The following is a 24,409-nucleotide window of genomic DNA, read 5'->3' as shown; positions in this document are numbered from 1 at the left end:
GATGGAAAACTTTCTGGCGCTGACGATGGCCGATGAAACACCTGCCCACCTTCAGGGCAAAGGGGCCTCCTTTGACTGGCGCTGGCTGGCGCGCGGGGTACTGGAGTTCACGCCTGAGGTCGCGAGCGAGCGTGCCCTGGTGCTCTCGGCCGGGATCCACGGTAACGAAACCGCGCCGGTGGAAATCGTTGATCTGCTGGTGCGGGCGCTGTTTCGTGGCGAATTGACGCTACGCTGCCGCCTGCTTGTTATCTATGGCAATCCTCCGGCGCTGAGGGCCGATAAGCGCTACCTGACCTGCGATATCAACCGCCTGTTCAGCGGGCGCGGAGCGCAGTTTCCGGCCTGTGATGAGACCGCGCGCGCGGCGCTGCTGGAGGAGCTGGTGGGTGCGTTTTATCAGCAGGCAGGGGCCGACCGCTGGCATCTCGATCTGCATACCGCCATCCGCGCCTCGTATCATGAGCGTTTTGGCGTACTGCCCCAGCGCAATCAGCCGTGGGATGAGGCATTTATTCAGTGGCTGGGGGATGCCGGGCTGGAGGCGCTGGTCTTTCATCAGGCGCCGGGCGGGACATTCACCCATTTTAGCTGCGAACGCTTTGGTGCCCTTGCCTGTACCCTGGAGTTGGGCAAGGCGTTGCCGTTCGGCCATAACGATCTGTCGCGTTTTGCCACTACCCATCGGGCGCTGTTTGCTTTACTGAGCGGCGAGGCGCCAGCGCAACATGCTGAGCCTGTTGAGCACTATCGGGTGGTGCAGCAGATCACTCGCCGCAGCGAGGCCTTCGTGCTGCACATGGCGGCGCATACCCTCAACTTTACGCCATTTCGCCAGGGGGTATTACTGGCGGAGGATGGCGATGAACGCTACGAAGTGCACAAGCCGACCGAATATGTTCTGTTCCCGAACCCTGCCGTGGCCTTTGGTTTGCGTGCCGGACTGATGCTGGAAAAAATCACCTGACACTCCTCTGACCCCATCAGCGTAATGCGATGGGGTTGTTTATTTTCTCAGCCATTTCATTGTTCTCCTGTTTTATTACAGATTATTCCTGGCTGTTTGCTTTATTATTAATCTTCTTCCCGGTATACTCCTTCACAATCTCTTTAAAATCAGCCAGATGTATATTTCTGTTTCAACTCTCCACGCTTTATCCTTATTTTCTCCATATTTGACGATAATTTGTTTTTTACACTTTCATTGTTTTACCCTTGCTCTGATTAATTGACGATAAACCCCGTAAAGTGAATCTCGTCAACACGGCATAGCGCCGAAGAATAACTGAAAGGAAGGACAAAATTATGCGTAAATTAACTGCACTGTTTGTTGCCTCTACCCTGGCTCTGGGCGCTACCAGCGCGGCGTTCGCCGCAGATACCGCCACCACGACCGCGGCACCTGCCGAAAGCAAAATGATGCATCACAAAGGCAAGCCGGGTATGCATCACGACATGATGTTTAAAGATCTGAATCTGACGGATGCGCAGAAAACGCAAATCCGCGACATCATGAAAAGCCAGCGTGACCAGATGAAGCGTCCATCGGTTGAAGAGCGCCGCGCTATGCATGACATCATCGCCAGCGACAGCTTCGATAAAGCGAAAGCCCAGGCGCAGGTCGACAAGATGGCCGAGCAGAACAAAGCCCGCATGCTGGCGCACATGGAAACCCAGAACAAGATTTACAACATCCTGACCCCGGAACAGAAAAAACAGTTTGATGCGAATTTTGAGAAGCGTCTGACAGAACGTGCCGGGCCGGAAGGTAAAATGACCCCACCAGCCGAATAATCGGTTCAGCCATTCAAGACCGCCGGAGTCCTGTTCACCCAAGCATATTTGCTGTGGACAGGTCCGGCGGTTTTTTCTTTTCTGCCCTCTTGCCAGCCGCCGCCATCCCGGTATTCTCCTGTTATCGATTTGCAGAATGTGTTTGAAATTTCTGGCGTTACGGATTTTTTCGTCGTCAGGCTAAGGCCGTTGGACACGTCTGCCGATACTACACAGTGATGATCTAACGATAACAATCAAAAAGCGACCGCCCTGCGCGGGTTGCTCTGGCGCCTGTTGCGCCATTCGGAGAGGTGATGGAATTCTTTGATATCCGTAAAATGCCGATCAGCCTCTGGCGTAACGGGGCCGGTGAAACACGCGAAATATGTTGTTTTCCCCCCGCAACCCGGGAATTTAACTGGCGCGCCAGTATTGCCTCCCTCGCCAGCAATGGCGACTTTTCCGTCTCGCCTGGCATTGATCGGGTGATCACGCTACTGGAAGGAGGGGAAGTCCATCTTGATGGCGGCAATGCGTTTACGCATACGTTACAGCGTCATCAGCCCTTCAGCTTTGCCGGCGATCTGCCAGTCAAAGCAAAGCTGTTAGAGGGACAAATGTCGATGGATTTCAATATTATGACCCGCCGGGATCGCTGTCGGGCAAAGGTGCGGGTGGCGGATCGCACCTTTACCACGTTTGCGTCACGTGGCGGGGTGGTGTTTGTCCTGAGCGGCGCCTGGCAGCTGGGTGAGAAGCTGCTCACCGCCGATCAGGGCGCATGGTGGCACGAAGGCAACCATACGCTGCGGCTGCTGAAGGCGGAGGGAACGCTGTTGTTCAGCGAGATTTTTTGGCTTCCGGGGCACTAAGAGGAATGATCTCGTAGTTGCCGGTCAGCAGCGGCTTACAGAGAATTTTATACCCATCCTGATCAAAACCGGCGGGCGTGCGCAGCAGGTCCGCCGCCTCGTCCAGGCTGTCGACCGCGCCCAGCCAGAGCCAGTTATGGATAATATGGTAGTGGGTCATATCCGGGCGCGACTCTTTCAGCGCCACGGCGCTGTCCCACGGCCAGCAGGTGACACCAATCGCCTGCAACCCCTCGACTAAGCGCTGGTGATGATCCTCAACGCTCTCTTTCCCACAGCATGCTCCGGCACAGCGTTTCAGGGCGGAACGGAAACAGGCCCGCCCACGACTTAACGACTCCAGTCCCAGCAGGCCATAGCAGAGCTGACGCTCGTCGGCCAGGGTCTGCAGGGTTTGCAGCGCTGCCCGACGGTTGGCAAAGAGACCAAAAAGATTGGGGGTGTGCGAAAAATCGACCTCGCGGGCATAGACTATCTGCGGTTTGCCCTCGGTGATCTGCAGTGAGCAGAGCTGGCGATTGCGGCGCAGCCGTTTATTGAACAGCGGCTGCTGCTCCTTGATTAAACGGGCTTCCAGCAGCAGCGCGCCCAGTTCACCTGCAGTCTGGATCCAGGTAATACGCCGGGACTGGCGCAGCATGGCGGCTTCGTCCGGCGTGCGAAGATGCGACAGCACCCGGCTGCGAATGTTGACGCTTTTACCGATATATAGGGGCATGGCATCGCTGTCGCCATGAAAGAAATAGACGCCTGGCTGCTTCGGCAGTGCCTCCAGCCATGGGCGCAGATGTTCGGGATATTCATAGATAGCTGCTGCTTCGAATTCAAGCCGCGGTGCCGATTGACGCCTGCTCACAACATACTCCTGATACTGTTCAGGCATACAGTGTAGCAGCTGTGGTGTGGTTAAAAAAGAGGCGGCAGAGGCCGCCCCGACAGAATTATTGTTTCCAGAAGTCGTCGAATACCGTGATCGGCGGGCGACGTTTGTGTTCGGTCTTCAGATACCAGCCCTCGATAATCCGGGCGGTGCCTTCATCCAGCGTTTTGCCTTCCAGATAATCGTCAATGTTTTCATAGGTTACACCCAGCGCGGCCTCGTCGGGCAGAGAAGGGCGGTCGTCTTCCAGGTCAGCGGTAGGGGCTTTCTTATATAAATGCTCCGGGCAGCCCAGCGCGGCCAGCAATTGCTTGCCCTGACGCTTGTTGAGACGGAACAGCGGGTTAATATCTGTGCCGCCATCGCCATATTTGGTGAAGAAACCGGTCAGCGCCTCTGCCGCATGGTCAGTGCCCACCACCACGCCGCTGGTCATCCCGGCGATGCTGTACTGGGCTTTCATCCGCTCACGGGCCTTTTCGTTGCCGCGTACGAAGTCGCTCAGTTCAATGCCCGCGTCGCGCAACGCTTTTTCGCTGGCCAGCACCGCTTCTTTAATATTCACGGTCAGCACGCGATCCGGCTGGATGAAGGCGATGGCATCCTGACAATCCTGCTCATCGAACTGCACGCCGTAAGGCAGACGCACCGCGATAAACTGCAGGGATTCATTGCCTGTTTCTGCACGCAATTCGCTGATGGCCATCTGGGCGAGCTTCCCGGCGAGGGTGGAGTCCTGACCGCCGCTAATGCCCAGCACCAGCGACTTCAGAAACGGGAAGCGGGTTAAATAGGATTTCAAAAAATCGACGCTACGGCGGATCTCTTCTTCCGCATTAATGGTGGGTTTGGCACCCAGCGCCTGGATAATTTCTTGTTGCAGAGCCATTTAGCCCCTCCGTTACACAAATTTGCCTGATGGATGTTCTGTTAAAGCTAACTCGTCATGGGGAAAACGACAAGGATCACACATTTGAATTGGGTGAATCAGAGCGATTTAGTAGCTTATGCTTGAATTACAGGAATTTTCCGAAAAAACTTTGCCGTCACGCTTGAGGTTGAAAAATGTGGTTTTCTATTCCAGGCTTACTTAACACGCTGATAAACAAGAGGACGGAATATGAACAAGAATTTAGCAGGAATGTTAGGCGCAGCGGCAGTAATGACTTTACTGGCAGGGTGTACCGCGTATGACCGTACCGCTGACCAGTTTAAAGAACCCGTCGTAAAAGACGTTAAGAAAGGGATGAGCCGTGCACAGGTACAGCAGCTGGCCGGTAAGCCGTCATCAGAAGTGACGATGATCCACGCTCGTGGCACCTGCCAGACCTACATCCTGGGTCAACGCGATGGTAAAACTGAAACTTACTTTGTGGCCCTCGACGATACTGGCCACGTGATCAACTCCGGCTACCAGACCTGCGCGGAATATGACACCGATCCGCAGGCACCTAAAGCCTGATATCGCTTTTCCTGAGCAAAGCGACAAACCGGCCACCTGGCCGGTTTTTTTACGTCGCTACCCATCTTAATTCTCACCGCGAATTATTTACCTAAAATGTGAAGGGTGTCATAACACCAGGTCAAGGAGAGACAATTGTAGTCTCTTATGAATTATCTCCCGGATAGCAGTTGCCGTATACTCCATTCATCAGATACGCCAGCGAAGGATTCCGGTCGGTCAAGGCGGGAACATCGTGGCGAAGCGGTGAGCACATTAGAGGGAAATTGCTATGGAAAAGAAACATATCTATCTGTTTTGCTCAGCGGGCATGTCAACGTCACTGCTGGTGTCAAAGATGCGCGCGCAGGCAGAGAAGTACGAAGTACCTGTCGTGATTGAAGCGTTCCCGGAAACCCTGGCGGGTGAGAAAGGGAACAATGCGGATGTGGTGCTGTTAGGGCCACAAATCGCTTATATGTTGCCAGAAATTCAACGTCTGTTACCGAATAAACCGGTGGAAGTGATCGACTCTGCGCTGTACGGCAAAGTGGATGGTTTGGGTGTTCTTAAAGCTGCTGTAGCGGCGATTAAAAAAGCTGCTAATTAATTTAATTTATTATTTTTCCCGTCAAAGAGCAATTTCACACACACTTACGCCGCAATATTATTGCGGCATTTAAGGGCATTTTCTATGAGTAGATTTATTGCTGCGCTTGAAAAGGTACTCCTTCCTTTTGCAGTTAAAATAGGAAAGCAACCGCATGTCAACGCCATTAAAAACGGCTTTATTAAAGTTATGCCGTTAACCCTGGCGGGGGCCATGTTCGTTTTAATTAATAACGTTTTTCTTAGCTTCGGTGATGGTTCATTCTTCTATTCATTAGGTGTGCGTTTAGATCCCTCAACTATTGAAACGTTAAATGGTTTCAAAGCCATCGGCGGCAATGTGTACAACGGTACACTGGGTATTATGTCGCTGATGGCACCTTTCTTTATTGGGATGGCGCTGGCAGAAGAGCGTAAAGTTGACGCGCTGGCCGCCGGTTTATTATCTGTCGCTGCCTTTATGACCGTGACTCCCTACAGCGTCGGTGAAGCTTACGCGGTGGGGGCCAACTGGCTGGGCGGGGCAAACATCATTTCCGGTATCGTGATCGGCCTGGTCGTGGCGGAAATGTTTACCTTTATTATTCGTCGCAACTGGGTGATTCGTTTACCCGACAGCGTACCGGCATCGGTGTCGCGCTCATTCTCGGCGCTGATCCCTGGCTTCATTATTCTCTCCATCATGGGCACCATCGCCTGGGCGCTCTCTCACTGGGGCACTAACTTCCACCAGATCATCATGGACACCATCTCCACACCGCTGGCCTCTATGGGTGGCGTCGTGGGCTGGGCTTACGTGATTTTCACCTCCCTGCTATGGTTCTTTGGCGTACATGGCTCCCTGGCGCTGGCCGCGCTGGACAGCGGCATCATGACGCCGTGGGCGCTGGAAAACGTGGCACTCTACCAGCAGTACGGTTCCGTTGACGCGGCGCTGGCGGCCGGTAAAACCTTCCACGTATGGGCCAAACCGATGCTCGACTCCTATATCTTCCTGGGCGGTACCGGGGCGACACTGGGTCTGATTATCGCGGTGTTTATCACCTCCCGTCGTGCAGATCACCGTCAGGTGGCGAAGCTGGCGCTGCCGTCAGGCATCTTCCAGATTAACGAGCCTATCCTCTTCGGTCTGCCGATTATCATGAACCCGGTGATGTTTATTCCGTTTGTTCTGGTGCAACCGCTGCTGGCCGCCATAACCCTGACCGCCTACTACCTGGGCATTATCCCGCCGGTGACCAACATTGCGCCGTGGACCATGCCAGCGGGCCTGGGGGCTTTCTTCAACACCAACGGCAGCGTAGCGGCCTTCCTGGTGGCGATGTTTAACCTCGGTGTGGCGACCCTGCTCTATATGCCGTTCGTTGCCATCGCTAACAAGGCCCAGACCACCATTGATGAAGAAGAGAGCGAAGAAGAGATCGCTCTGGCACTGAAATTCTGATGTCGTCTGACGCGGGGCAACCCGCGTCAGTACAGGAGAAACGAAAATGTTTGATTTAGACCATGTTGTTGCAGAAGAAGTGGAAAACGTAGCAGAGAACGACCTTGAAGAAGTGGTGATGGGGCTTATCATCAACTCCGGTCAGGCGCGTAGTCTGGCGTACGGCGCCCTGAAAAAAGCCAAGCAAGGTGATTTCGATACGGCGAAAGAGATGATGGCCCAGTCGCGCACCGCGCTGAATGAAGCGCACCTGGTGCAAACAAAACTGATCGAAAGCGATCAGGGTGAAGGTAAGATGAAGGTCAGCCTGGTGCTGGTCCATGCCCAGGATCACCTGATGACCTCCATGCTGGCGCGTGAGCTGGTGGCGGAACTCATCGAACTTCACGAGAAAATGCAGTAAGTCAGACTGATAGCAGGAGGTCAGCGCAATGGAAATCACTACCGCCCGGGAACAACAGCTGTTCAATGGTAAAAATTTTCATGTGTTTATCTACAACAAGGTGGAGAGCATTAGCGGTCTGCATCAGCATGACTACTATGAATTCACCATTGTGTTGACCGGCCGCTATTTTCAGGAGATCAACGGCAAGCGGGTGCTGCTGGAGCGCGGGGACTTCGTCTTTATCCCCATGGGTTCCCATCATCAGAGCTTTTATGACTTTGGTGCCACGCGCATTCTCAACGTTGGCGTCAGTAAACGCTTCTTCGAAACCCACTACGCGCCGCTGCTGCCGTTCTGCTTTGTGGCCTCGCAGGTTTATCACGTCAAAAGTGAGTTCCTGAACTGGATCGACACTGTTATTGCCTCGCTTAACTTTCGTGACAGTGAATTTGATGAATTTATTGAAACGGTGACCTTCTATGTCGTCAACCGCTTACGCCACCATCGCGAAGAGCAGCAGGTGACGGACGATATCCCGCAATGGCTGCGTACCACCGTTGAAATGATGCACGACAAACTGCGTTTTGGGGAAAATGCGCTGGAGAATATGGTGGCCCTGTCGGGTAAATCGCAAGAGTACCTGACCCGGGCGACCCAGCGTTATTATCAGAAAACGCCGGTGCAAATAATTAATGAAATACGGATCAATTTCGCCAGAAAACAGCTGGAGATCACCAACTATTCGGTGACGGATATTGCTTACGAATCCGGTTATAGCAGTCCGAGCCTGTTTATTAAGACCTTCAAGAAATTGACCTCTTTTACACCTAACAGCTACCGGAAAAATATCACGGTTATTAATTAACGTCCGGCGGGATCACCGCCGGGAATAGCGATTTAAATGCTTGCCCTAAATATATGGGACGGGACCGCTATACTCTAATGGCGGATCTCCCAGGGAGAATATTATGCAAAAGAAACTGAAAGTCGTAACCATCGGCGGCGGAAGCAGCTATACCCCGGAATTACTGGAAGGGTTCCTCAAGCGTTATCATGAACTGCCGGTCAGCGAACTGTGGCTGGTGGACGTGGCCGAAGGCCAGGAAAAGCTCGATATTATTTTTGACCTGTGCCAGCGCATGGTTAAAAAAGCGGGCGTGCCGATGACCGTGCATAAAACCCTCGATCGTCGCCAGGCGCTGAAAGATGCCGATTTCGTCACCACCCAGCTGCGTGTTGGCCAGCTTAAGGCGCGCGAGCTGGATGAGCGTATCCCGCTGAGCTACGGCTATCTGGGTCAGGAGACCAACGGTGCCGGTGGCCTGTTTAAAGGGCTGCGTACCATTCCGGTGGTTTTCGACATCATCAAAGACGTGCAGGAGATCTGCCCTCAGGCGTGGGTGATCAACTTTACCAACCCGGCCGGTATGGTGACCGAAGCGGTCTATCGCCACACCGATTTCAAACGCTTTATCGGGGTATGTAATATCCCTATCGGCATGAAGATGTTTATCCGCGACGTGCTGGCCCTGACCGATAACGATGAGCTTTCCATCGACCTGTTCGGCCTGAACCACATGGTCTTTATCAAAGACGTGCTGGTTAACGGCGAGTCACGCTTCGCTGAACTGCTGGACGGCGTGGCGTCGGGCACCCTGAAAGCCAGTTCGGTGAAAAATATTTTCGACCTGCCGTTCAGCGAAGGGCTGATCCGCTCCCTGAATCTGTTGCCGTGCTCTTATCTGCTTTATTACTTCAAGCTGAAAGAGATGCTGGCGATTGAGATGGGCGAGTACTACAAAGGCGGCGCCCGGGCGCAGGTGGTGCAGAAGGTGGAAAAACAGCTGTTCGATCTCTATAAAAACCCGGATCTGAACGTGAAGCCGAAAGAGCTGGAGCAGCGCGGCGGGGCATATTACTCCGATGCGGCTTGCGAAGTGATCAACGCTATCTACAACGACAAGCAGGCAGAGCATTACGTCAACGTGCCGCACCACGGTCACATTGATAATATCCCGGCCGACTGGGCGGTGGAGATGACCTGCATCCTCGGTCGCGAGGGGGCGAAGCCGCATCCCCGCCTGACCCATTTCGATGACAAAGTGATGGGGCTGATCCACACCATCAAGGGCTTTGAAGTGGCGGCAAGTCAGGCGGCGCTCAGCGGCGAGCTGAACGACGTGCTGCTGGCCCTGAACCTCAGCCCGCTGGTGCAGTCCGATCGTGATGCCGAGAAATTGGCACGCGACCTGATTCTGGCCCATGAAAAATGGTTGCCAAACTTTGCCGCCACTGTCGATAAGCTAAAAAGTGAGCAGCACTAAGAGGGATGACTATGCAATATCTGCTGATCGTCAACGCCGATGACTTTGGCCTGTCAAAAGGCCAGAACTACGGCATTGTGGAAGCCTGTCGGCACGGCGTGGTGACCTCAACCACCGCCATGGTTAACGGCGATGCGATTGAGCACGCCGCTGAACTCAGCCGGGCGCTACCGGAACTGGGAGTCGGCATGCACTTTGTTCTGACGCTCGGTATGCCGCTGACGCCAATGCCAGGGCTGACACGGGAGGGGCAATTGGGCAAATGGATCTGGCAGATGGCAGAGCAGGGGACGTTGCCGCTCGATGAGATCGCCCGCGAGCTGGACTGTCAGTTCAATCGCTTTGTCGATCTTTTCGGACGTGAGCCGACTCATATCGACAGTCATCATCATGTGCATATGATCCCGGCCATCTTCCCCATTGTGGCCGAGTTTGCCCGCCGTAAAGGGGTGGCACTGCGGGTGGATCGTCACTCTGAAGGCTTCAGCGAACTGAACGCCGAACTCCCGCCGACCACCGACGGTTTCAGTAGCGCATTTTATGGCGAGGAAATCAGTGAAGCGCTGTTCTTGCGCGTGCTGGATCACTCTGTACAGCAGGGCGAACCCTCGCTGGAAGTGATGGCGCATCCGGCCTTTATTGATAACACCGTTCGTAAAAGCGCCTATTGCTGGCCGCGCCTGACGGAACTTGATGTGCTGACATCGACCTCGCTGAAATATGCGATTGCCGAGCGCGGATATCGTCTGGGGACGTTCAGGGATTTGTGAGGAACAGCCCGGTAGCGCAAAGCTAACCGGGCAGAAAAAATACACCAGGCCGGGTGAGGCGAAGCCGCCACCCGGCTTTTTTTACGCCGGTATGCTGGCGATTTTACTGCGACGCGACCAGACACGGTGCGCCGCCATTTGCAGGACCAGCTCGTCCATAAACGCGCCTGCCGCGGTATCGCCCTCAATAATCCCTTCTTCGCCCTGATCCGCTACCTTCAACAGGGGTTTGAACTGCCGCGCATCGCCTGCCAGCGCAATCGGCTTGAGGTGCTTGTAGGCTTCCAGCAGATAGTAGACGGCATCCCCGCTTTTCAGCAGACTCTGGATATCACCGCAGGGCACCACCACCGCATCGACGGTCAATGACGGCGATCCCTCAAAGGTGGCCGCCACCGGCAACACCGAGCCATCATCGGCGATCACGTCCCCCATTCGGGAGTAGAGCAGCTTGGCGTGTACACCTTTCGCCTTCAGCGCCTGCAGCACCGCCAGCACGTCACTGGCCCGCGGGGCGTCATTGAGTAATACCGCCACGACCCGGCCTTTGATATCGCCACCGGGAACGGCATACAGACTGAGAGCAGGGTCTTTTTTCACGCCGCTGACATCCTGCGGTGGGGCCATATTGCGTTGCGCCTCGCTGAGGGTCAGCCCCAGGTTGTCCGCTACGCCCTGGGCGAGGGTAATATCAATACGCGCCAGCTGATCGACCACCCGCTCACGGATATAGGCCCGCACCACTTTACTCAGCTCAAAGCTGAAGGCTCCGATAATGTGCTCCTGCTCGACAGGCGTCTGGCTTTGCCAGAACAGGCGAGGGTGAGCGTAATACTCGGCGAAAGAGGGGCTGCGTTCGCGAATTTTGGACCCTTCCACGCGCTCCTGATACGACTCAAAACCGCCACGTTTTGGCCCCGGTGGGGTCTCGCGCGGCCAGTTGTCGTTGATGGAGTTTGGTTCGTAGTTGGCCGGATTGGTGTCGATCTCCATCCGATGCATCCCGTCACGCTGGAAATTATGGTACGGGCAGGTTGGCTTGTTGATCGGGATCTCGTGGAAGTTCGGCCCGCCCAGACGGCTGATCTGGGTGTCGGTGTAGGAGAACAGACGCCCCTGCAATAACGGGTCGTTGGTAAAGTCCAGCCCGGGGACGATATGCCCAGGGTGGAAGGCCGCCTGCTCGTTCTCGGCAAAGAAGTTATCCGGGTTACGGTTGAGCACCATTTTACCCACCAGTTGAACCGGTACCAGCTCCTCGGGGATCAGCTTGGTCGGATCGAGAAGGTCAAAATCAAATTTGAACTCATCCTCTTCCGGGATCAGCTGGAAGCCAAGCTCATATTCCGGGTAATCGCCCGCTTCGATGGCTTCCCAGAGATCGCGGCGATGGAAGTCCGGGTCGCGCCCGGTGAGCTTCTGCGCCTCATCCCACACCAGCGAGGCTTTACCCGCCACCGGCTTCCAGTGGAAACGCACAAAGGTGGCTTTGCCTTCGGCATTAATCAGCCGGAAGGTGTGGATACCAAACCCCTCCATGGTGCGATAGCTGCGGGGAATGCCGCGGTCGGACATTGCCCACATCACGTTATGCAGGGTTTCGGGCTGCAGCGACACGTAGTCCCAGAAGGTGTCGTGCGCGCTTTGCCCTTGCGGGATCGCCCAGTGTGGCTCTGGTTTTACCGCATGAACAAAATCGGGGAACTTGTGTGCGTCCTGAATGAAAAAGATCGGCGTGTTGTTACCCACCAGATCAAAAATACCCTCTTCGGTATAAAACTTGGTCGCAAAGCCACGAATATCGCGCACCGTATCGGCAGACCCAGCGCCGCCCTGCACCGTGGAGAAGCGTACAAACACCGGGGTGATTTTCTCCGGGTCAGAGAGGAACGCGGCTTTGGTGATATCGCTCAGATTTTTGTAAGGCTGGAAATAGCCGTGCGCAGCTGAACCGCGGGCGTGAACGATACGCTCCGGGATGCGCTCATGGTCGAAATGGGTGATCTTCTCACGCAGGATGAAATCTTCGAGCAGGGTCGGACCGCGGGTCCCGGCGCGCAGCGAGTTCTGATCGTCAGCGATGCGCACCCCCTGATTGGTGGTGAGCGGACAGTTTTCGCCGCCTTTGCGTACGGCCTCCAGCGCGTTCAGCTTTTCATTGCCGGTATGCGGTGCCTTCAGGCTGCCGGGTGCCGTTGGCTCCTTGCCCGGCGGGGTAGGAACAGGGCTGGCGAGGTGGGAACCATCGTCGGGAGCCAGTGAATCCATCCCGGGTTTCGCTTCGTTTTCGTCATGTACCGGGGATTGCTGCGGGTGGTGAGTCTTATCATTTTGCGACATTGCACTCGTCTCCTGTTTTCATTACTGAAACACGGTCATATTTGCGTTAAAACTCAATAACTATAGAACATTACGGGTAGAACACCGGGTGATAACCCGATCTCTGGCTGCCGCTTACGCTTGAGATGACACATGGGGCGCGACGCAGGAGGGGCAATCGGCTATCATAGGAATTTACTGATTTTTGAGTTTGCTTTAGTGAACCCGCTGCTTATGAAACCTCTTCGCCAACAAAATCGTCCTGTTATCAGTTACCAGCCCCGCGTTGAACCCGCGCCGCCAGAACATGCCAGCAAAATGGATGGCTTTCGTGACGTGTGGTTGTTACGCGGCAAATACGTGGCCTTTGTGCTAATTGGCGAGCGTTTTCGCCGTTCACCGGCGTTTAGCGTGCCGGAGTCGGCTCAACGTTGGGCGATGCAGGTCCGCCAGGAAGAAGAAGTTGAGGATTAACAGATAATAAAAAACCGCCTTCATCACTGAAGGCGGGTTTTTTTAGCAGGGGAGGCGCTTAGCGATGCGCCAGCTCCGCATGTTCATCGCTTTCCAGCACCGCTTTATCGGTCTGCTTCAGCCACTGGCTGGTGAGCGTACCGGCCGTCATTGAGCCGCTGACGTTCAGCGCAGTACGGCCCATGTCGATCAACGGTTCAACGGAGATCAGCAGTGCCACCAGCGTAACTGGCAGACCCAGCGCAGGCAGGACAATCAGCGCGGCGAAGGTCGCGCCGCCGCCCACACCGGCCACGCCAGCAGAACTCACGGTCACAATCCCGACAAGGGTCGCAATCCAGACCGGATCCAGCGGGTTAATACCTACCGTTGGTGCAACCATCACTGCCAGCATCGCCGGGTAGAGACCAGCACAACCGTTCTGACCAATAGTCGCGCCGAAGGAGGCAGAGAAACTGGCGATCGATTCCGGCACGCCCAGACGACGGGTCTGCGCTTCCACGTTCAGTGGAATGGAGGCAGCGCTGGAGCGGCTGGTAAAGGCGAAGGTCAGCACCGGCCATACTTTACGGAAATATTTCAGCGGGCTGACGCCGTTCACGCCGAGCAGGATGCCGTGAACCACAAACATAATGCCCAGGCCGAGGTAGGAGGCCACCACGAAGCTGCCCAGCTTGATGATGTCCTGCAGGTTAGAGCCTGCCACCACTTTGGTCATCAGCGCCAGAACGCCGTATGGGGTCAGCTGCATCACCAGACGCACCAGCTTCATCACCCAGCTTTGCAGGGTATCGATGGCGGTCAGGACGCGCTCGCCTTTCGGAGCGTCATCTTTCAGCAGTTTCAGCGCAGCCACACCGAGGAAGGCAGCGAAAATCACCACGCTGATGATTGACGTTGGGTTGGCCCCGGTCAGATCGGCAAACGGGTTTTTCGGGATAAAGGAGAGCAGCATCTGCGGTACGGTAAGATCCGCGACTTTACCCGCATAGTTGGTCTCGATGGCGGTCAGACGCGCGGTTTCCGCGGTGCCCTGCACCAGGCCTTCGGCGGTCAGGCCAAACAGGTTAGTAACCAGCACACCCACCAGGGCGGAGATCAGTGTAGTAAACAGCAGCGTGCCGATGGTCAGAACGCTGATTTTACCCAGCTGAGACGCATTATGCAGACGGGCAACAGCGCTCAGAATAGAGGCAAATACCAGCGGCATGACAATCATCTGCAGCAGCTGGACGTAGCCGTTACCGACTACGTTAAACCACTGGATAGAGTCTTTCAGTACCGGGTTGCTGGCACCGTAAATGGCCTGCAGCGCCAGCCCGAAGACCACGCCCATTACCAGACCGACCAGAACTTTTTTAGCGAGGCTCCACTGTTTGTGACGCGACTGCGCCAGCAACAACAGTAAGCCAACGAACACCACAATGTTCGCGATTAATGGAAAATTCATCCCCGTTCTCCTGATTGAATAGCAGATCGTATTAGGTCCGACCTTATTGCCGCAAGATTATCAGAAGTGTGATCGCGTCGCTTATATCCAAATGGAATGGGTTATGCCAAAACGCCTGAATTTGTCCAGTTACTGCTCACTTTGATGGTGAATAAAGCGATTGAACTGAAACTGCAGGGAATTGATCATGTGCGAAGACCAGCGCACGGCACCGTTTTCCGGCAGCGTCTGCGGCATCCACACCGCCCATGCGAACAGGGCCATGCACAATGCGCGCTCTAACTGGTTGCCTTTTTGTGGGCGCAGGATCGGCAGACGAAAACGCCAGCGGCAGGGCCACAGCAGGGGAACACCCGCCGGAGTGAGCATGTCGGCCAGAATATGGCTCAGATAGCCCAGCACCATTCCCTGGATAGCATCCGCCGGGATCAGCCAGCTGTCGGGCACTTTTAAATAGAAGAGCGTGAGGGCGGCAAAGACCGCCAGCAGACTATGGGTAAAACCGCGATGGCCGCAGGCGCGGGCAATGGGTTTGGAGATCCACTTCAGCCGCTGCCCGAGCAGCGACTTGGGGTGATCGATATCAGGTAACAGGCAGGTCAAAACTGCCGATGGCACGATATGCCACCAGTCGCCCTGCGCCAGCACAGGTGTAAGCTCAGCGTTTTTGGCAAACACTGCGCAGGCGAGAGAAAAGAGCAGATGACCTTCCGCCGTCATGATAAAACCCACTAAACTGTCAATGCATCCAGTATAGGGATTTTATACAGTATACGGAAGTAGTGACGGTGTAACTCTTTGTCACAAAGCGGTTAACGTGCGAGCCAGCCTCCATCGACGGCGAGGGTATAGCCGTTGACGTAATCCGAGGCTGACGAGGCCAGAAATACTGCCGGACCCTGCAGGTCCTCCGGCTTGCCCCAGCGACCCGCCGGAATGCGGTCGAGGATCTCTTTGCTGCGCTGCTCGTCATCGCGTAACTGCTGGGTATTGTTAGTCGCCATATAACCCGGCGCAATGGCGTTCACATTGATGCCATGTTGTGCCCACTCGTTAGCCAGCAGGCGGGTGATACCCAGCACGCCACTTTTCGATGCGGTATACGAAGGAACGCGGATCCCCCCCTGGAATGACAGCATCGAGGCGATATTAATGATCTTGCCCCCTTGCCCCTGGGCGATGAACTGACGGGCCACGGCCTGCGACAGGAAAAAGACCGATTTCAGGTTGAGATTCATCACCTCATCCCAGTCCTTTTCGCTGAAGGTCAGGGCATCTTCCCGGCGGATGGTACCGGCGTTATTGACCAGAATATCCACGCGGCCCATCCCGGCGACAACCTGCTCGACGATATCATTGATGCCGTCCTGCTTGCTGAGATCGGCCTGGATTGCCATAAAACGGCGGCCCAGTGCTTTCACGCCTGCGGCAGTCTCTTCGGGGATCCGACGATTGACGCTCACGATGTCGCAGCCTGCCTGTGCCAGACCCAGCGCCATGCCCTGGCCAAGACCGGTATCACAGCCGGTCACGATGGCAACTTTTCCTGAAAGATTAAAGGCATCCAGTATCATACAAACCTCAGAAAGTAGGGGGGTATAGTTGTTCTGAGATAAGCATAGAAGCAGCAAATGGGAATATCAAATTAAAATGAAATGATGTTTTAAAAATTTTATGTTGATCATGTTTGCGGGCAACCCGGCGCTGCCCGCTGACATTAATTACCCGTGCAGATGCGCCACGGTAAGGTCCTGCAGTGAGTCGAGTTTAACGTCTGCCAGCGCGTAGCGGACGTCATGCCGGTTCTCCTCGGCGGGGACAACAATAGAGCGCATCCGCGCTGCTTTGCTGGCAATCATGCCGTTGACTGAGTCTTCCAGCGCCACGCAGGTGGTCGGGTCGACACCGAGCTTCGCGGCGCAGTCCATATATACCTGGGGGTGCGGTTTGCTGTAAGGCAGTTTTTCTGCCGAAGCCAGCGCATCAAAGCTGTCGTGCAGATCAAACATAATCAGCACTTTCTCCAGCATATGCAGCGGCGAGGCGGAAGCCAGGCCAACCTTCAGCCCCTGGGCCTTGCACAGGGCCACGGCTTCACGCGCCCCTTTCAGCAGCGGACGGTTCTCTTCCACCAACGTAATCGCCCGGTTGATGATGCGGTCGGTCACCTCGTCACGGCCAGGGCCTGACCAGGGCTGGTGGGCATACCAGAGTTCCACCACCATATCGATACGCAGGCCCAGGGTATCCGGCAGTTCGTGACGGCGGCTGATATCCACGCCCAGGCTGGCCATCACATCCAGTTCGGCACGATCCCAGAGCGGCTCGGAATCAATCAGTAATCCATCCATATCAAAAATGGCTGCAAGAATTTGACGCGGAGTCGACATGCAACTTCTCCTTTCTTGGGGTGAGCAGTGATAAAGACTACCTAACCCCAGCAATTTACCATATCGCCTGCAAAGAACGGGCGAAAATGAGATCCAGCAGGTAGACTTAGCCTCAAAGGATGTATTTTAAAAATGAGGAACCGATGACATATCAACAAGCTGGACGGGTAGCAATACTGAAGATCATCGCCGGATGGATTATTTTTATCCCGGCAGTCATCTCAACCATTATTTCCGTCCTGAAATTTATCTATGACCACAGCGAAAAGCAGGCCGGGATCAATGCCGTGATGCTGGATTTTGCCCATGTCATGATCGAAATGATGCGCTTTAACACGCCGTTTCTGAATTTCTTCTGGTACAACTCTCCGACACCCGACTTCAGGCAGGGCATGAACATTGCTTTCTGGATCATCTTTGCCCTGATCTTTATCGCCCTGGCGTTGCAGGCTTCAGGTGCGCGGATGCGCCGACAGACGCGTCTTATTCGTGAAGGGCTGGAGGCCCAGTTGATTCTGGAGAATGCGAAAGGGGATGAAGGGTTAACGCGCGAACAGATCGAATCGCGTATTGTGGTGCCGAACCACACCATCTTTTTGCAGATTTTCACCCTCTATGTACTGCCGGTGCTGATGATCATCGCCGGGTACTTCCTGTTTTCCCTTCTCGGCCTGTTATAAGTATACGCCGCCGGGCAATGTAGCCCGGCAGTCTGCACCTTATGCCGCCAGCACGCGATCCAGCGCTTTCTGCGCATTTACCATATGCTCACCGCCAAACAGGATGGCGCGGTTCATCAGGGTATAAAGCTGATACACGGGTTGCCTTTGCAGAAAGTCGGCCGGTAAGGGTGAAATGGACTGATAGCCGTCGTAAATCTGCGGCGGCTGTTCTGGATGTAGCGGCAGCATGGCCAGGTCGCACTCTCTGTCCCCCCAGTAGCAGGCCGGATCAAAGATATAAGGACCGCTTGGACCCAGCGCGCAGTTGTCCGACCATAAATCGCCGTGCAGCAGGGAAGGTTGCGGCTGATGCGAGGCCAGGCGCTGCTGGATATGATCGACAATGGCATCGATGTTGCCGAACTCCAGCCCTTTTTCTGCTGCCAGCTCCAGCTGCCAGCCTATCCGCTGTTCGGCAAAGAAGGTCGACCAGCGTCGTTGCCAGGCGTTGGGTTGGGGAGTAGTGGAAAGGTCGTTGTCAAAATCGAGACCGAACTGCGGCTGATCGCTCCATTGATGCAGACGGGCAATCTGTTGCCCCAGAATAAAGGCATTGTGCGCATCAAGTGGGCGGGCAGGGAGGTAATCCATCACCAGAAAGCTGTAGTCGCGATCGCTGCCGACGGCCCGGACCTGGGGTACGGAGACGGTTTTGCTGCGGGAGAGCAGTTCCAGCTGGTCAGCCTCAGCGGTAAAGATGGGTAAAAGTTCACGTTCATCACATTTAACGAAGAGGTCGCGTCCCGCATAGCGCAGATGCCATGCGGCGTGGATCTCGCCTCCTGGCAGCTCGTTACGCAGTTCAATTTCACCTTCGCCCAGTTGTTCACTTAAAAGATGACTGATAGCCTGCCACATGATCGCTCTCCCATGTTGTCTGCCAGATCATAAAGTTAGCGTGAAACTATGGTCAAAAAACACGAACTAACGCACATCTGCGCCGTTTGGTTGGCCCTGTGGCATTTATTGCTGCTGTTTTTGCCAGTTTTCCCAGCTCGTCACCTCAACCTGCGGCTCTTTTCCGGTGGCGTTCTCTACCAGACCCGTGGCAAGCGTCTTTACCTCGTCTTCACTCAATGGGCTAACCAGCCCGTAGGTATGGGTGCCCAGTTCATGCAGGTTGCCGTCCTTGTCAGTCATGGTCAGTAAAAAACCGCCGCGGGTAAGATTGTTGTTGATTTCATTGAGTTCCGTCAGTGAGTCTTCATGAATTTTGACGGTTACCACATAGCGAGCGATCTCTCCACTGCTCATAATTCACCTCATTGTTATCACGAAATTTTTTTAGCATAGACGATTCATGTCATTTGTCGCCCTCGCCGGGTAGCCGGGAGGGCAACGATTATGCATTTGTCAGGTATGTAAATATTTTCTGCGTGTCATCCAGCGAGCACAGCCGGGTGCCATGATTGATGGTTGCCGCACTGCCTGCGGCTACGCCGTATTGGGTCATCTCCCGTAGGGACGCACCTTGCGCCAGCTTCAGTGTCATCGCGCCCACCATGCTGTCACCCGCGCCGACGGTGCTCTGGCTTTTCATGGGGGGTGGCACCACCTGCACCGAGCCGGTTTCATCCACGGCCAGTGCGCCTTGCGGGCCGAGGGACACGACAACCCGCCGGGCTTTGCCGCTCTTCACCAACTCTTCCGCGGCGCTGCGCACGTCATCCGGCTGGCTTAGATCGCGATTGACCAGTGCGCTAAGCTCTTTCTGGTTAGGTTTCACCAGCTCGATGTTGCCAAGGGTCAGCGCGGCGCTGAGGGCCTCCCCGGAGCTGTCAACGATACAGCGGATACCGTTCTGTTGCGCAGCGCGAATTAGCTGCGTCAGCCGTTCGGTTTTGACACCCGGTGACAGGCTGCCGCTGATAACCAGCAGCGCGCCACTCTCGATGGCCAGCACTTTCTCTTCCAGCTGGCGAAACTCATCTTCGCTCAGGGTCGCGCCGGGCATGACAAAGCGGTACTGCTCATGGGTGGATTCAACATGTACGTGCAGGTTTTGCCGGGTCCAGTCATGGGATTCAACCGTATCCACGGCGACCTGCTCATCAGCCAGCAGCGAGACGAGGTGTTCGCCCGTCGCACCGCCAGCGGGAAAGATGGCGGTTGCTTTACCGCCAAGGTGAACAATGGCCCGCGCCACGTTAATCCCGCCGCCGCCGGGTTCGAACACTGGCGCGCTGCAGCGGAGTTTACCTTCAGGATAGAGTTGAGCCGTCAGGGTTGCGCTGTCCAGAGAAGGGGAGAGCGTCAACGTAAAGATACGATCCATGCTGATCTCCTGTGAATGAGTATAACCTTAAGCCTGGCACCGAACCTGCGGAAGGGAAAGTAAATAACAATATGATTTTCAATATGAATATCGTTACCTACCGTGACTTTTATTTATAAATAACAGGCTGCTTTGAGATCGTTCTTATTCCAAAAATGAAACAAGAAATCATTGCTATGTTATTTGAGCCTTTTTATAATTTGTTACCTTTCGCGGGATCCCATGGCATTGATCCGCAAGAAAGTTTCCGGGACCGTAATGGTCTCTTTTTTTGTTGTACGGACTCTTTATAAATGAAGCTCTTAAAGACAGTACCCGCTGCAATGATGGTAGCGGGAGGCCTGTTTGCGTCACTGCATGCAACAGCCGATGATTCCGTTTTTACTGTCATGGACGATCCCTCCACTGCACAGAAACCTTTCGAAGGTAACCTGAACGCAGGTTATCTGGCGCAATCGGGCAATACCAAAAGCTCTTCCCTGACTGCCGATACCACCATGACCTGGTACGGCAACACCACCGCCTGGTCGCTGTGGGGTAACGCCAGCAACACCTCGTCTAACGATGAACGCTCTTCCGAGAAATATGCGGTGGGTGGGCGTAGCCGTTACAACATGACCGACTTTGACTATCTATTCGGCCAGGCAAGCTGGTTGACTGACCGCTATAACGGTTATCGTCAGCGTGACGTGGCAACAGCGGGTTATGGTCGCCAGTTCCTGAACGGGCCGGTACACAGCTTCCGTTTTGAATTTGGTCCAGGTGTACGTTACGACGAATACACCGACGGCGATACTGAAACCCAGCCGCTGGGCTATGCGTCCGGGACTTATGCCTGGCAGATGACCGATAACGCCAAATTTAGCCAGGGCGTTTCTGTCTTCGGTGCTGACGACACGACCGTTAACTCCGAGACGGCGCTGAACGTCGCCATCAACGCCCATTTCGGGTTGAAAGTGGCTTACAACGTGACCTGGAACTCCGAACCGCCAGCATCTGCACCGGAACACACCGATCGCAGAACCACGGTCTCTCTGGGCTACAAAATGTAATCGCAGCGGGTCAATAATATATTGACCCGTTTTTACTTTTTGTGCTGATAAATAATAAACAGTGTTTTAAAATATAGCCGTAGCCGATATCTCCATATTGTCTCCATAATTCCCCGGTTTGTTAACATTCAGTTTATTTGACACGAATTGATAAATATTTTGACTATGCAAAAGTGTGATCCAGATCTAAACTATCAGGACAAGCTAGATATTGCCTAAAGTTGGTCTGTATTAATTCAGTAAGAGAAAAACATTATGAATAAACTCACAACTGCATCTGCAGCAATCGTGCTTTCGGCACTGTCATTCGGTGCATTTGCCGCTGATTCTGTATATCACTCTGCCAGTGACACTTCTACACAAATTGGCATTACCAAGGCCTCTGATGTTGAAGCCGGATCGAACATCGCTCCTGGCTCGCAATCCACCGGGCAATCTATGGATGACGCGTTCGACGTGCATAAACTGGTCGCCGGTGAATGGTCTTGATTGATTTATCAAACACAATACATTCATTTATCGGCAGTTATAGCTGCTAAAAAAACCGGGTTTTGATGTACCGGTTTTTTTATTTTTAAAGTTTATGTAAAGATAATTAAAACGGATGTTTAAATCCGTTGGGTTCCGCAAAAAAGTAATACCTTTACCGGGCTGAAATGGGTGATAAGATTAGCCCCAAAGTATTGCTGCCCAGCGTAATATCAGCAGGGCAGCACAAAGGGTGATTAACACAATCACCATCTTCCAGTATTTTTTAGAAAAGCGTTTCGTCGGCATCTTATCATCCTTGTTCTTTGGTTGCGGTCGTTTACCAAAGAGCAAACATAATTTAGTTTCGCCGGAAGGTTAAAGCGTCAGGCGCTTCCAACAACGAGCGTCAGAACCAGTGAAACTTATCTGCCAGAATCACGAGTAATGCGGTGGCAGAAAGAATGTTAAGGATAACGACTGTTCTGCTGGATACGTTCATAATATGCCCCATAGTGTATTGAAGGACCTGTTCAAGAATAGCTCAGCCACCCGGTATTGCGAGAAGCTGTTTGAAATTCCACGTTAAACTCATGCAAAAGTACTAACGCGTTCAATCTGCCCAGAAGGGTGTTTTCACCCAGGCGTTAGTGTTACCATCAACAGGCTGATCGTAAATTGCCATTTTTCTGATTTCGATCCTGTGCATGATTGCGGGCCAATTTGACGATTGTTGGTCAGATGGCTTTGCAATTCACTGTAAATCAAAGATTATTTTCTTTGCATATGCTCTTATGTGTGGGGCATCACTGCAAATAAGGATATAAAATGCCTGTAATTACTCTTCCTGATGGCAGCCAACGCCATTTCGACCGAGCCGTCAGCCCAATGGATGTTGCGCTGGATATCGGCCCGGGTCTGGCGAAAGCCACTATTGCTGGGCGCGTTGACGGTGCGCTGGTTGATGCTTCCGATTTAATTGAAAACGATGCGAAGCTGTCGATCATCACCGCGAAAGACGAAGAAGGTCTTGAGATCATTCGTCACTCGTGCGCTCACCTGCTCGGTCATGCGATCAAGCAGCTGTGGCCTAACACCAAAATGGCTATCGGCCCGGTTATCGACAACGGCTTTTACTATGACGTTGACCTTGACCACACGCTGACCCAGGAAGATATCGAAGCCCTCGAAAAGCGTATGCACGAGTTGGCTGAGAGCAACTACGACGTCATTAAGAAGACGGTGAGCTGGCACGAAGCGCGTGAAACCTTCGTGAAACGTGGTGAAAACTACAAAGTCACTATTCTTGACGAGAACATTGCTCATGATGACAAGCCTGGCTTGTATCACCACCAAGAATACATCGACATGTGCCGTGGACCGCACGTGCCGAACATGCGCTTCTGCCATCACTTCAAGCTGATGAAAACCGCAGGCGCTTACTGGCGTGGCGACAGCAACAATAAAATGTTGCAGCGCATCTACGGTACCGCCTGGGCTGACAAAAAAGCCCTGAACGCGTACCTGCAGCGCCTGGAAGAAGCGGCGAAGCGTGACCACCGTAAAATCGGGAAACAACTCGACCTGTATCATATGCAGGAAGAAGCGCCGGGTATGGTCTTCTGGCACAACGACGGCTGGACTATCTTCCGTGAACTGGAAACTTTCGTGCGTTCCAAGCTGAAAGCGTACCAGTATCAGGAAGTGAAAGGCCCGTTCATGATGGACCGTGTGCTGTGGGAAAAAACCGGCCACTGGGACAACTACAAAGATGCGATGTTCACCACCTCTTCAGAGAACCGTGAATACTGCATCAAGCCAATGAACTGCCCGGGTCACGTTCAGATCTTTAACCAGGGTCTGAAATCCTATCGCGATCTGCCGCTGCGTATGGCAGAGTTCGGTAGCTGTCACCGTAACGAGCCATCAGGTGCGCTGCATGGTTTGATGCGTGTTCGTGGCTTTACGCAGGATGATGCGCATATCTTCTGTACTGAAGATCAGGTGCGTGATGAAGTTAACGCCTGTATTCGTATGGTCTACGATATGTACAGCACCTTTGGCTTTGAGAAGATCGTAGTCAAACTCTCAACGCGCCCGGAAAAACGTATCGGGAGCGATGAGACCTGGGATCGTGCTGAGGCGGATCTCGCCGTAGCGCTGGAAGAAAACGGCATTCCGTTTGAATACCAGTTGGGCGAGGGCGCATTCTACGGTCCGAAAATTGAATTTACCCTGTATGACTGTCTCGATCGTGCATGGCAGTGCGGTACTGTACAGCTGGACTTCTCCCTGCCGCAGCGTTTAAGCGCCTCTTATGTTGGCGAAGATAACGAGCGTCAGGTACCGGTAATGATTCACCGTGCTATCCTCGGTTCACTGGAGCGCTTCATCGGCATCCTGACCGAAGAGTTTGCGGGCTTCTTCCCAACCTGGCTTGCGCCAGTGCAGGTTGTAGTGATGAACATTACCGATTCTCAGGCTGATTACGTTAAAGAATTGACGCAGAAACTACAAAATGCGGGCATTCGCGTAAAAGCAGACTTGAGAAATGAGAAGATTGGCTTTAAAATCCGCGAGCACACTTTACGTCGTGTCCCGTATATGTTGGTCTGTGGTGATAAAGAGGTGGAAGCAGGCAAAGTTGCCGTTCGCACCCGCCGTGGTAAAGACCTGGGCAGCCTGGACGTAAATGAAGTGATTGAGAAGCTGCAACAAGAGATTCGCAGCCGCAGTCTTCAACAACTGGAGGAATAAG

The 24,409-nt window shown here is 53.9% G+C and carries 27 protein-coding genes; 15 read left to right on the top strand and 12 right to left on the bottom strand.

The genetic code is table 11. The features are described from left to right. Position 1 precedes the first annotated feature (1 nt). The 3 genes from astE to ves all read left to right on the top strand — a co-directional run bounded on the left by astE (position 2) and on the right by ves (position 2,648). On the top strand, positions 2–967 hold the full coding sequence (gene astE / locus ACF8PE_RS01900; protein ID WP_059308163.1) for a succinylglutamate desuccinylase: 966 nt from the start codon (positions 2–4) through the stop codon (positions 965–967). Between the two features lie 338 nt (positions 968–1,305). Further along, positions 1,306–1,794: an ATP-independent periplasmic protein-refolding chaperone Spy gene (gene spy / locus ACF8PE_RS01895; protein WP_032617714.1), complete on the top strand. Its 489-nt coding sequence runs from the start codon at positions 1,306–1,308 to the stop codon at positions 1,792–1,794. A 296-nt stretch (positions 1,795–2,090) separates the two neighbouring features. After that, positions 2,091–2,648, top strand: a complete 558-nt coding sequence (gene ves / locus ACF8PE_RS01890) for an environmental stress-induced protein Ves (RefSeq protein WP_059308162.1) — start codon at positions 2,091–2,093, stop codon at positions 2,646–2,648. Here the strand turns inward: ves and cho are convergent. Next, positions 2,617–3,504 carry an excinuclease Cho gene (cho, locus tag ACF8PE_RS01885; RefSeq protein ID WP_165717689.1) on the bottom strand — a complete coding sequence of 296 codons (888 nt, stop codon included), beginning with the start codon at positions 3,502–3,504 and terminating at the stop codon, positions 2,617–2,619. The two genes, ves and cho, sit on opposite strands and share 32 nt — an antisense overlap. Before the next feature lie 85 nt (positions 3,505–3,589). After that, positions 3,590–4,417, bottom strand: coding sequence for an ammonia-dependent NAD(+) synthetase (nadE, locus tag ACF8PE_RS01880; protein ID WP_032617717.1), 828 nt, complete (start codon positions 4,415–4,417; stop codon positions 3,590–3,592). 231 nt (positions 4,418–4,648) lie between these two features. Between nadE and osmE the strand changes: the two genes are divergently transcribed. The 7 genes from osmE to chbG all read left to right on the top strand — a co-directional run bounded on the left by osmE (position 4,649) and on the right by chbG (position 10,501). Continuing rightward, positions 4,649–4,990, top strand: coding sequence for an osmotically-inducible lipoprotein OsmE (gene osmE / locus ACF8PE_RS01875; protein WP_032617719.1), 342 nt, complete (start codon positions 4,649–4,651; stop codon positions 4,988–4,990). A 271-nt stretch (positions 4,991–5,261) separates the two neighbouring features. Further along, the gene (gene chbB / locus ACF8PE_RS01870) at positions 5,262–5,579 is read left to right on the top strand and encodes a PTS N,N'-diacetylchitobiose transporter subunit IIB (protein WP_032617720.1); all 318 of its coding nucleotides are present in this window, start codon (positions 5,262–5,264) and stop codon (positions 5,577–5,579) included. An 84-nt stretch (positions 5,580–5,663) separates the two neighbouring features. After that, positions 5,664–7,022: a PTS N,N'-diacetylchitobiose transporter subunit IIC gene (chbC, locus tag ACF8PE_RS01865; RefSeq protein ID WP_032617721.1), complete on the top strand. Its 1,359-nt coding sequence runs from the start codon at positions 5,664–5,666 to the stop codon at positions 7,020–7,022. 46 nt (positions 7,023–7,068) lie between these two features. Continuing rightward, positions 7,069–7,425, top strand: a complete 357-nt coding sequence (gene chbA, locus ACF8PE_RS01860; RefSeq protein WP_032617722.1) for a PTS N,N'-diacetylchitobiose transporter subunit IIA — start codon at positions 7,069–7,071, stop codon at positions 7,423–7,425. 28 nt (positions 7,426–7,453) lie between these two features. After that, a complete protein-coding gene (gene chbR, locus ACF8PE_RS01855; RefSeq protein WP_032617723.1) occupies positions 7,454–8,272 on the top strand; it encodes a transcriptional regulator ChbR in 819 nt (272 codons plus the stop codon). A gap of 103 nt (positions 8,273–8,375) precedes the next feature. Beyond that, entirely contained in the window at positions 8,376–9,731 is a 1,356-nt protein-coding gene (locus tag ACF8PE_RS01850; protein ID WP_103792867.1) for a 6-phospho-beta-glucosidase, read from the top strand. Between the two features lie 11 nt (positions 9,732–9,742). Continuing rightward, positions 9,743–10,501, top strand: coding sequence for a chitin disaccharide deacetylase (gene chbG / locus ACF8PE_RS01845; protein ID WP_103792866.1), 759 nt, complete (start codon positions 9,743–9,745; stop codon positions 10,499–10,501). Positions 10,502–10,582: 81 nt separating this feature from the next. Here the strand turns inward: chbG and katE are convergent, their stop codons facing one another. Next, on the bottom strand, positions 10,583–12,841 hold the full coding sequence (gene katE / locus ACF8PE_RS01840; protein WP_077226390.1) for a catalase HPII: 2,259 nt from the start codon (positions 12,839–12,841) through the stop codon (positions 10,583–10,585). Positions 12,842–13,039: 198 nt separating this feature from the next. Between katE and cedA the strand changes: the two genes are divergently transcribed. Then, positions 13,040–13,294, top strand: a complete 255-nt coding sequence (gene cedA / locus ACF8PE_RS01835) for a cell division activator CedA (RefSeq protein ID WP_071886525.1) — start codon at positions 13,040–13,042, stop codon at positions 13,292–13,294. Positions 13,295–13,352: 58 nt separating this feature from the next. Here cedA and ACF8PE_RS01830 read toward each other — a convergent pair whose 3' ends face one another. The 4 genes from ACF8PE_RS01830 to hxpB form a co-directional block, all read right to left on the bottom strand. Beyond that, positions 13,353–14,744, bottom strand: a complete 1,392-nt coding sequence (locus ACF8PE_RS01830) for an L-cystine transporter (RefSeq protein WP_032617728.1) — start codon at positions 14,742–14,744, stop codon at positions 13,353–13,355. A 129-nt stretch (positions 14,745–14,873) separates the two neighbouring features. Next, the gene (locus tag ACF8PE_RS01825) at positions 14,874–15,464 is read right to left on the bottom strand and encodes a metal-dependent hydrolase (protein WP_032617729.1); all 591 of its coding nucleotides are present in this window, start codon (positions 15,462–15,464) and stop codon (positions 14,874–14,876) included. A gap of 92 nt (positions 15,465–15,556) precedes the next feature. Next, entirely contained in the window at positions 15,557–16,318 is a 762-nt protein-coding gene (gene kduD / locus ACF8PE_RS01820) for a 2-dehydro-3-deoxy-D-gluconate 5-dehydrogenase KduD (protein WP_077226389.1), read from the bottom strand. Between the two features lie 147 nt (positions 16,319–16,465). Next, entirely contained in the window at positions 16,466–17,134 is a 669-nt protein-coding gene (hxpB, locus tag ACF8PE_RS01815; protein ID WP_032617731.1) for a hexitol phosphatase HxpB, read from the bottom strand. Positions 17,135–17,277: 143 nt separating this feature from the next. On the opposite strand from hxpB, the gene ACF8PE_RS01810 reads away from it, so the two are divergent. Continuing rightward, positions 17,278–17,814, top strand: coding sequence for a YniB family protein (locus tag ACF8PE_RS01810; protein ID WP_117386206.1), 537 nt, complete (start codon positions 17,278–17,280; stop codon positions 17,812–17,814). A gap of 39 nt (positions 17,815–17,853) precedes the next feature. Here the strand turns inward: ACF8PE_RS01810 and ACF8PE_RS01805 are convergent, their stop codons facing one another. The 3 genes from ACF8PE_RS01805 to pfkB form a co-directional block, all read right to left on the bottom strand. Then, complete coding sequence (locus tag ACF8PE_RS01805) at positions 17,854–18,714, bottom strand: fructosamine kinase family protein (protein ID WP_165717693.1); 861 nt, start codon at positions 18,712–18,714, stop codon at positions 17,854–17,856. A gap of 105 nt (positions 18,715–18,819) precedes the next feature. Beyond that, on the bottom strand, positions 18,820–19,110 hold the full coding sequence (gene ghoS, locus ACF8PE_RS01800; RefSeq protein WP_191152861.1) for a type V toxin-antitoxin system endoribonuclease antitoxin GhoS: 291 nt from the start codon (positions 19,108–19,110) through the stop codon (positions 18,820–18,822). Between the two features lie 88 nt (positions 19,111–19,198). After that, entirely contained in the window at positions 19,199–20,131 is a 933-nt protein-coding gene (gene pfkB, locus ACF8PE_RS01795) for a 6-phosphofructokinase II (protein WP_392494379.1), read from the bottom strand. A gap of 293 nt (positions 20,132–20,424) precedes the next feature. Here pfkB and ACF8PE_RS01790 point away from each other — a divergent pair, with 293 nt between their 5' ends. Together ACF8PE_RS01790 and ACF8PE_RS01785 are read left to right on the top strand one after the other, a co-directional pair. Further along, complete coding sequence (locus ACF8PE_RS01790; protein ID WP_032617735.1) at positions 20,425–21,183, top strand: YdiY family protein; 759 nt, start codon at positions 20,425–20,427, stop codon at positions 21,181–21,183. A gap of 255 nt (positions 21,184–21,438) precedes the next feature. Beyond that, complete coding sequence (locus tag ACF8PE_RS01785; protein ID WP_117386102.1) at positions 21,439–21,672, top strand: hypothetical protein; 234 nt, start codon at positions 21,439–21,441, stop codon at positions 21,670–21,672. Positions 21,673–21,852: 180 nt separating this feature from the next. Here the strand turns inward: ACF8PE_RS01785 and yniD are convergent, their stop codons facing one another. Next, positions 21,853–21,960, bottom strand: a complete 108-nt coding sequence (yniD, locus tag ACF8PE_RS01780) for a small membrane protein YniD (protein WP_098946236.1) — start codon at positions 21,958–21,960, stop codon at positions 21,853–21,855. A gap of 100 nt (positions 21,961–22,060) precedes the next feature. Then, entirely contained in the window at positions 22,061–22,153 is a 93-nt protein-coding gene (gene yncL, locus ACF8PE_RS01775; RefSeq protein ID WP_072036629.1) for a stress response membrane protein YncL, read from the bottom strand. A gap of 326 nt (positions 22,154–22,479) precedes the next feature. Between yncL and thrS the strand changes: the two genes are divergently transcribed. Further along, a complete protein-coding gene (gene thrS, locus ACF8PE_RS01770; protein WP_032617737.1) occupies positions 22,480–24,408 on the top strand; it encodes a threonine--tRNA ligase in 1,929 nt (642 codons plus the stop codon). The last annotated feature ends 1 nt before the right edge of the window (position 24,409 follow it).

The organism is Leclercia sp. GLN_9 (assembly GCF_043105735.1).
Lineage (GTDB): Bacteria > Pseudomonadota > Gammaproteobacteria > Enterobacterales > Enterobacteriaceae > Enterobacter > Enterobacter adecarboxylatus.
Note: the sequence above shows the minus strand (reverse complement) of the source record. Positions and strands in the feature narration are given on the sequence as shown.

Bases quoted from the DNA above. Each gene is read 5' to 3' on its own strand.
- ACF8PE_RS01790 (WP_032617735.1), top strand. From the start codon at position 20,425: ATGAAGCTCTTAAAGACAGTACCCGCTGCAATGATGGTAGCGGGAGGC.
- ACF8PE_RS01805 (WP_165717693.1), bottom strand. From the start codon at position 18,714: ATGTGGCAGGCTATCAGTCATCTTTTAAGTGAACAACTGGGCGAAGGT.
- ACF8PE_RS01830 (WP_032617728.1), bottom strand. From the start codon at position 14,744: ATGAATTTTCCATTAATCGCGAACATTGTGGTGTTCGTTGGCTTACTG.
- ves (WP_059308162.1), top strand. From the start codon at position 2,091: ATGGAATTCTTTGATATCCGTAAAATGCCGATCAGCCTCTGGCGTAAC.
- kduD (WP_077226389.1), bottom strand. From the start codon at position 16,318: ATGATACTGGATGCCTTTAATCTTTCAGGAAAAGTTGCCATCGTGACC.
- chbG (WP_103792866.1), top strand. From the start codon at position 9,743: ATGCAATATCTGCTGATCGTCAACGCCGATGACTTTGGCCTGTCAAAA.
- thrS (WP_032617737.1), top strand. From the start codon at position 22,480: ATGCCTGTAATTACTCTTCCTGATGGCAGCCAACGCCATTTCGACCGA.
- chbR (WP_032617723.1), top strand. From the start codon at position 7,454: ATGGAAATCACTACCGCCCGGGAACAACAGCTGTTCAATGGTAAAAAT.
- yniD (WP_098946236.1), bottom strand. From the start codon at position 21,960: ATGCCGACGAAACGCTTTTCTAAAAAATACTGGAAGATGGTGATTGTG.
- hxpB (WP_032617731.1), bottom strand. From the start codon at position 17,134: ATGTCGACTCCGCGTCAAATTCTTGCAGCCATTTTTGATATGGATGGA.
- pfkB (WP_392494379.1), bottom strand. From the start codon at position 20,131: ATGGATCGTATCTTTACGTTGACGCTCTCCCCTTCTCTGGACAGCGCA.
- chbB (WP_032617720.1), top strand. From the start codon at position 5,262: ATGGAAAAGAAACATATCTATCTGTTTTGCTCAGCGGGCATGTCAACG.
- ACF8PE_RS01850 (WP_103792867.1), top strand. From the start codon at position 8,376: ATGCAAAAGAAACTGAAAGTCGTAACCATCGGCGGCGGAAGCAGCTAT.
- yncL (WP_072036629.1), bottom strand. From the start codon at position 22,153: ATGAACGTATCCAGCAGAACAGTCGTTATCCTTAACATTCTTTCTGCC.
- ACF8PE_RS01785 (WP_117386102.1), top strand. From the start codon at position 21,439: ATGAATAAACTCACAACTGCATCTGCAGCAATCGTGCTTTCGGCACTG.
- osmE (WP_032617719.1), top strand. From the start codon at position 4,649: ATGAACAAGAATTTAGCAGGAATGTTAGGCGCAGCGGCAGTAATGACT.
- ghoS (WP_191152861.1), bottom strand. From the start codon at position 19,110: ATGAGCAGTGGAGAGATCGCTCGCTATGTGGTAACCGTCAAAATTCAT.
- chbA (WP_032617722.1), top strand. From the start codon at position 7,069: ATGTTTGATTTAGACCATGTTGTTGCAGAAGAAGTGGAAAACGTAGCA.
- ACF8PE_RS01810 (WP_117386206.1), top strand. From the start codon at position 17,278: ATGACATATCAACAAGCTGGACGGGTAGCAATACTGAAGATCATCGCC.
- ACF8PE_RS01825 (WP_032617729.1), bottom strand. From the start codon at position 15,464: ATGACGGCGGAAGGTCATCTGCTCTTTTCTCTCGCCTGCGCAGTGTTT.
- spy (WP_032617714.1), top strand. From the start codon at position 1,306: ATGCGTAAATTAACTGCACTGTTTGTTGCCTCTACCCTGGCTCTGGGC.
- katE (WP_077226390.1), bottom strand. From the start codon at position 12,841: ATGTCGCAAAATGATAAGACTCACCACCCGCAGCAATCCCCGGTACAT.
- astE (WP_059308163.1), top strand. From the start codon at position 2: ATGGAAAACTTTCTGGCGCTGACGATGGCCGATGAAACACCTGCCCAC.
- chbC (WP_032617721.1), top strand. From the start codon at position 5,664: ATGAGTAGATTTATTGCTGCGCTTGAAAAGGTACTCCTTCCTTTTGCA.
- nadE (WP_032617717.1), bottom strand. From the start codon at position 4,417: ATGGCTCTGCAACAAGAAATTATCCAGGCGCTGGGTGCCAAACCCACC.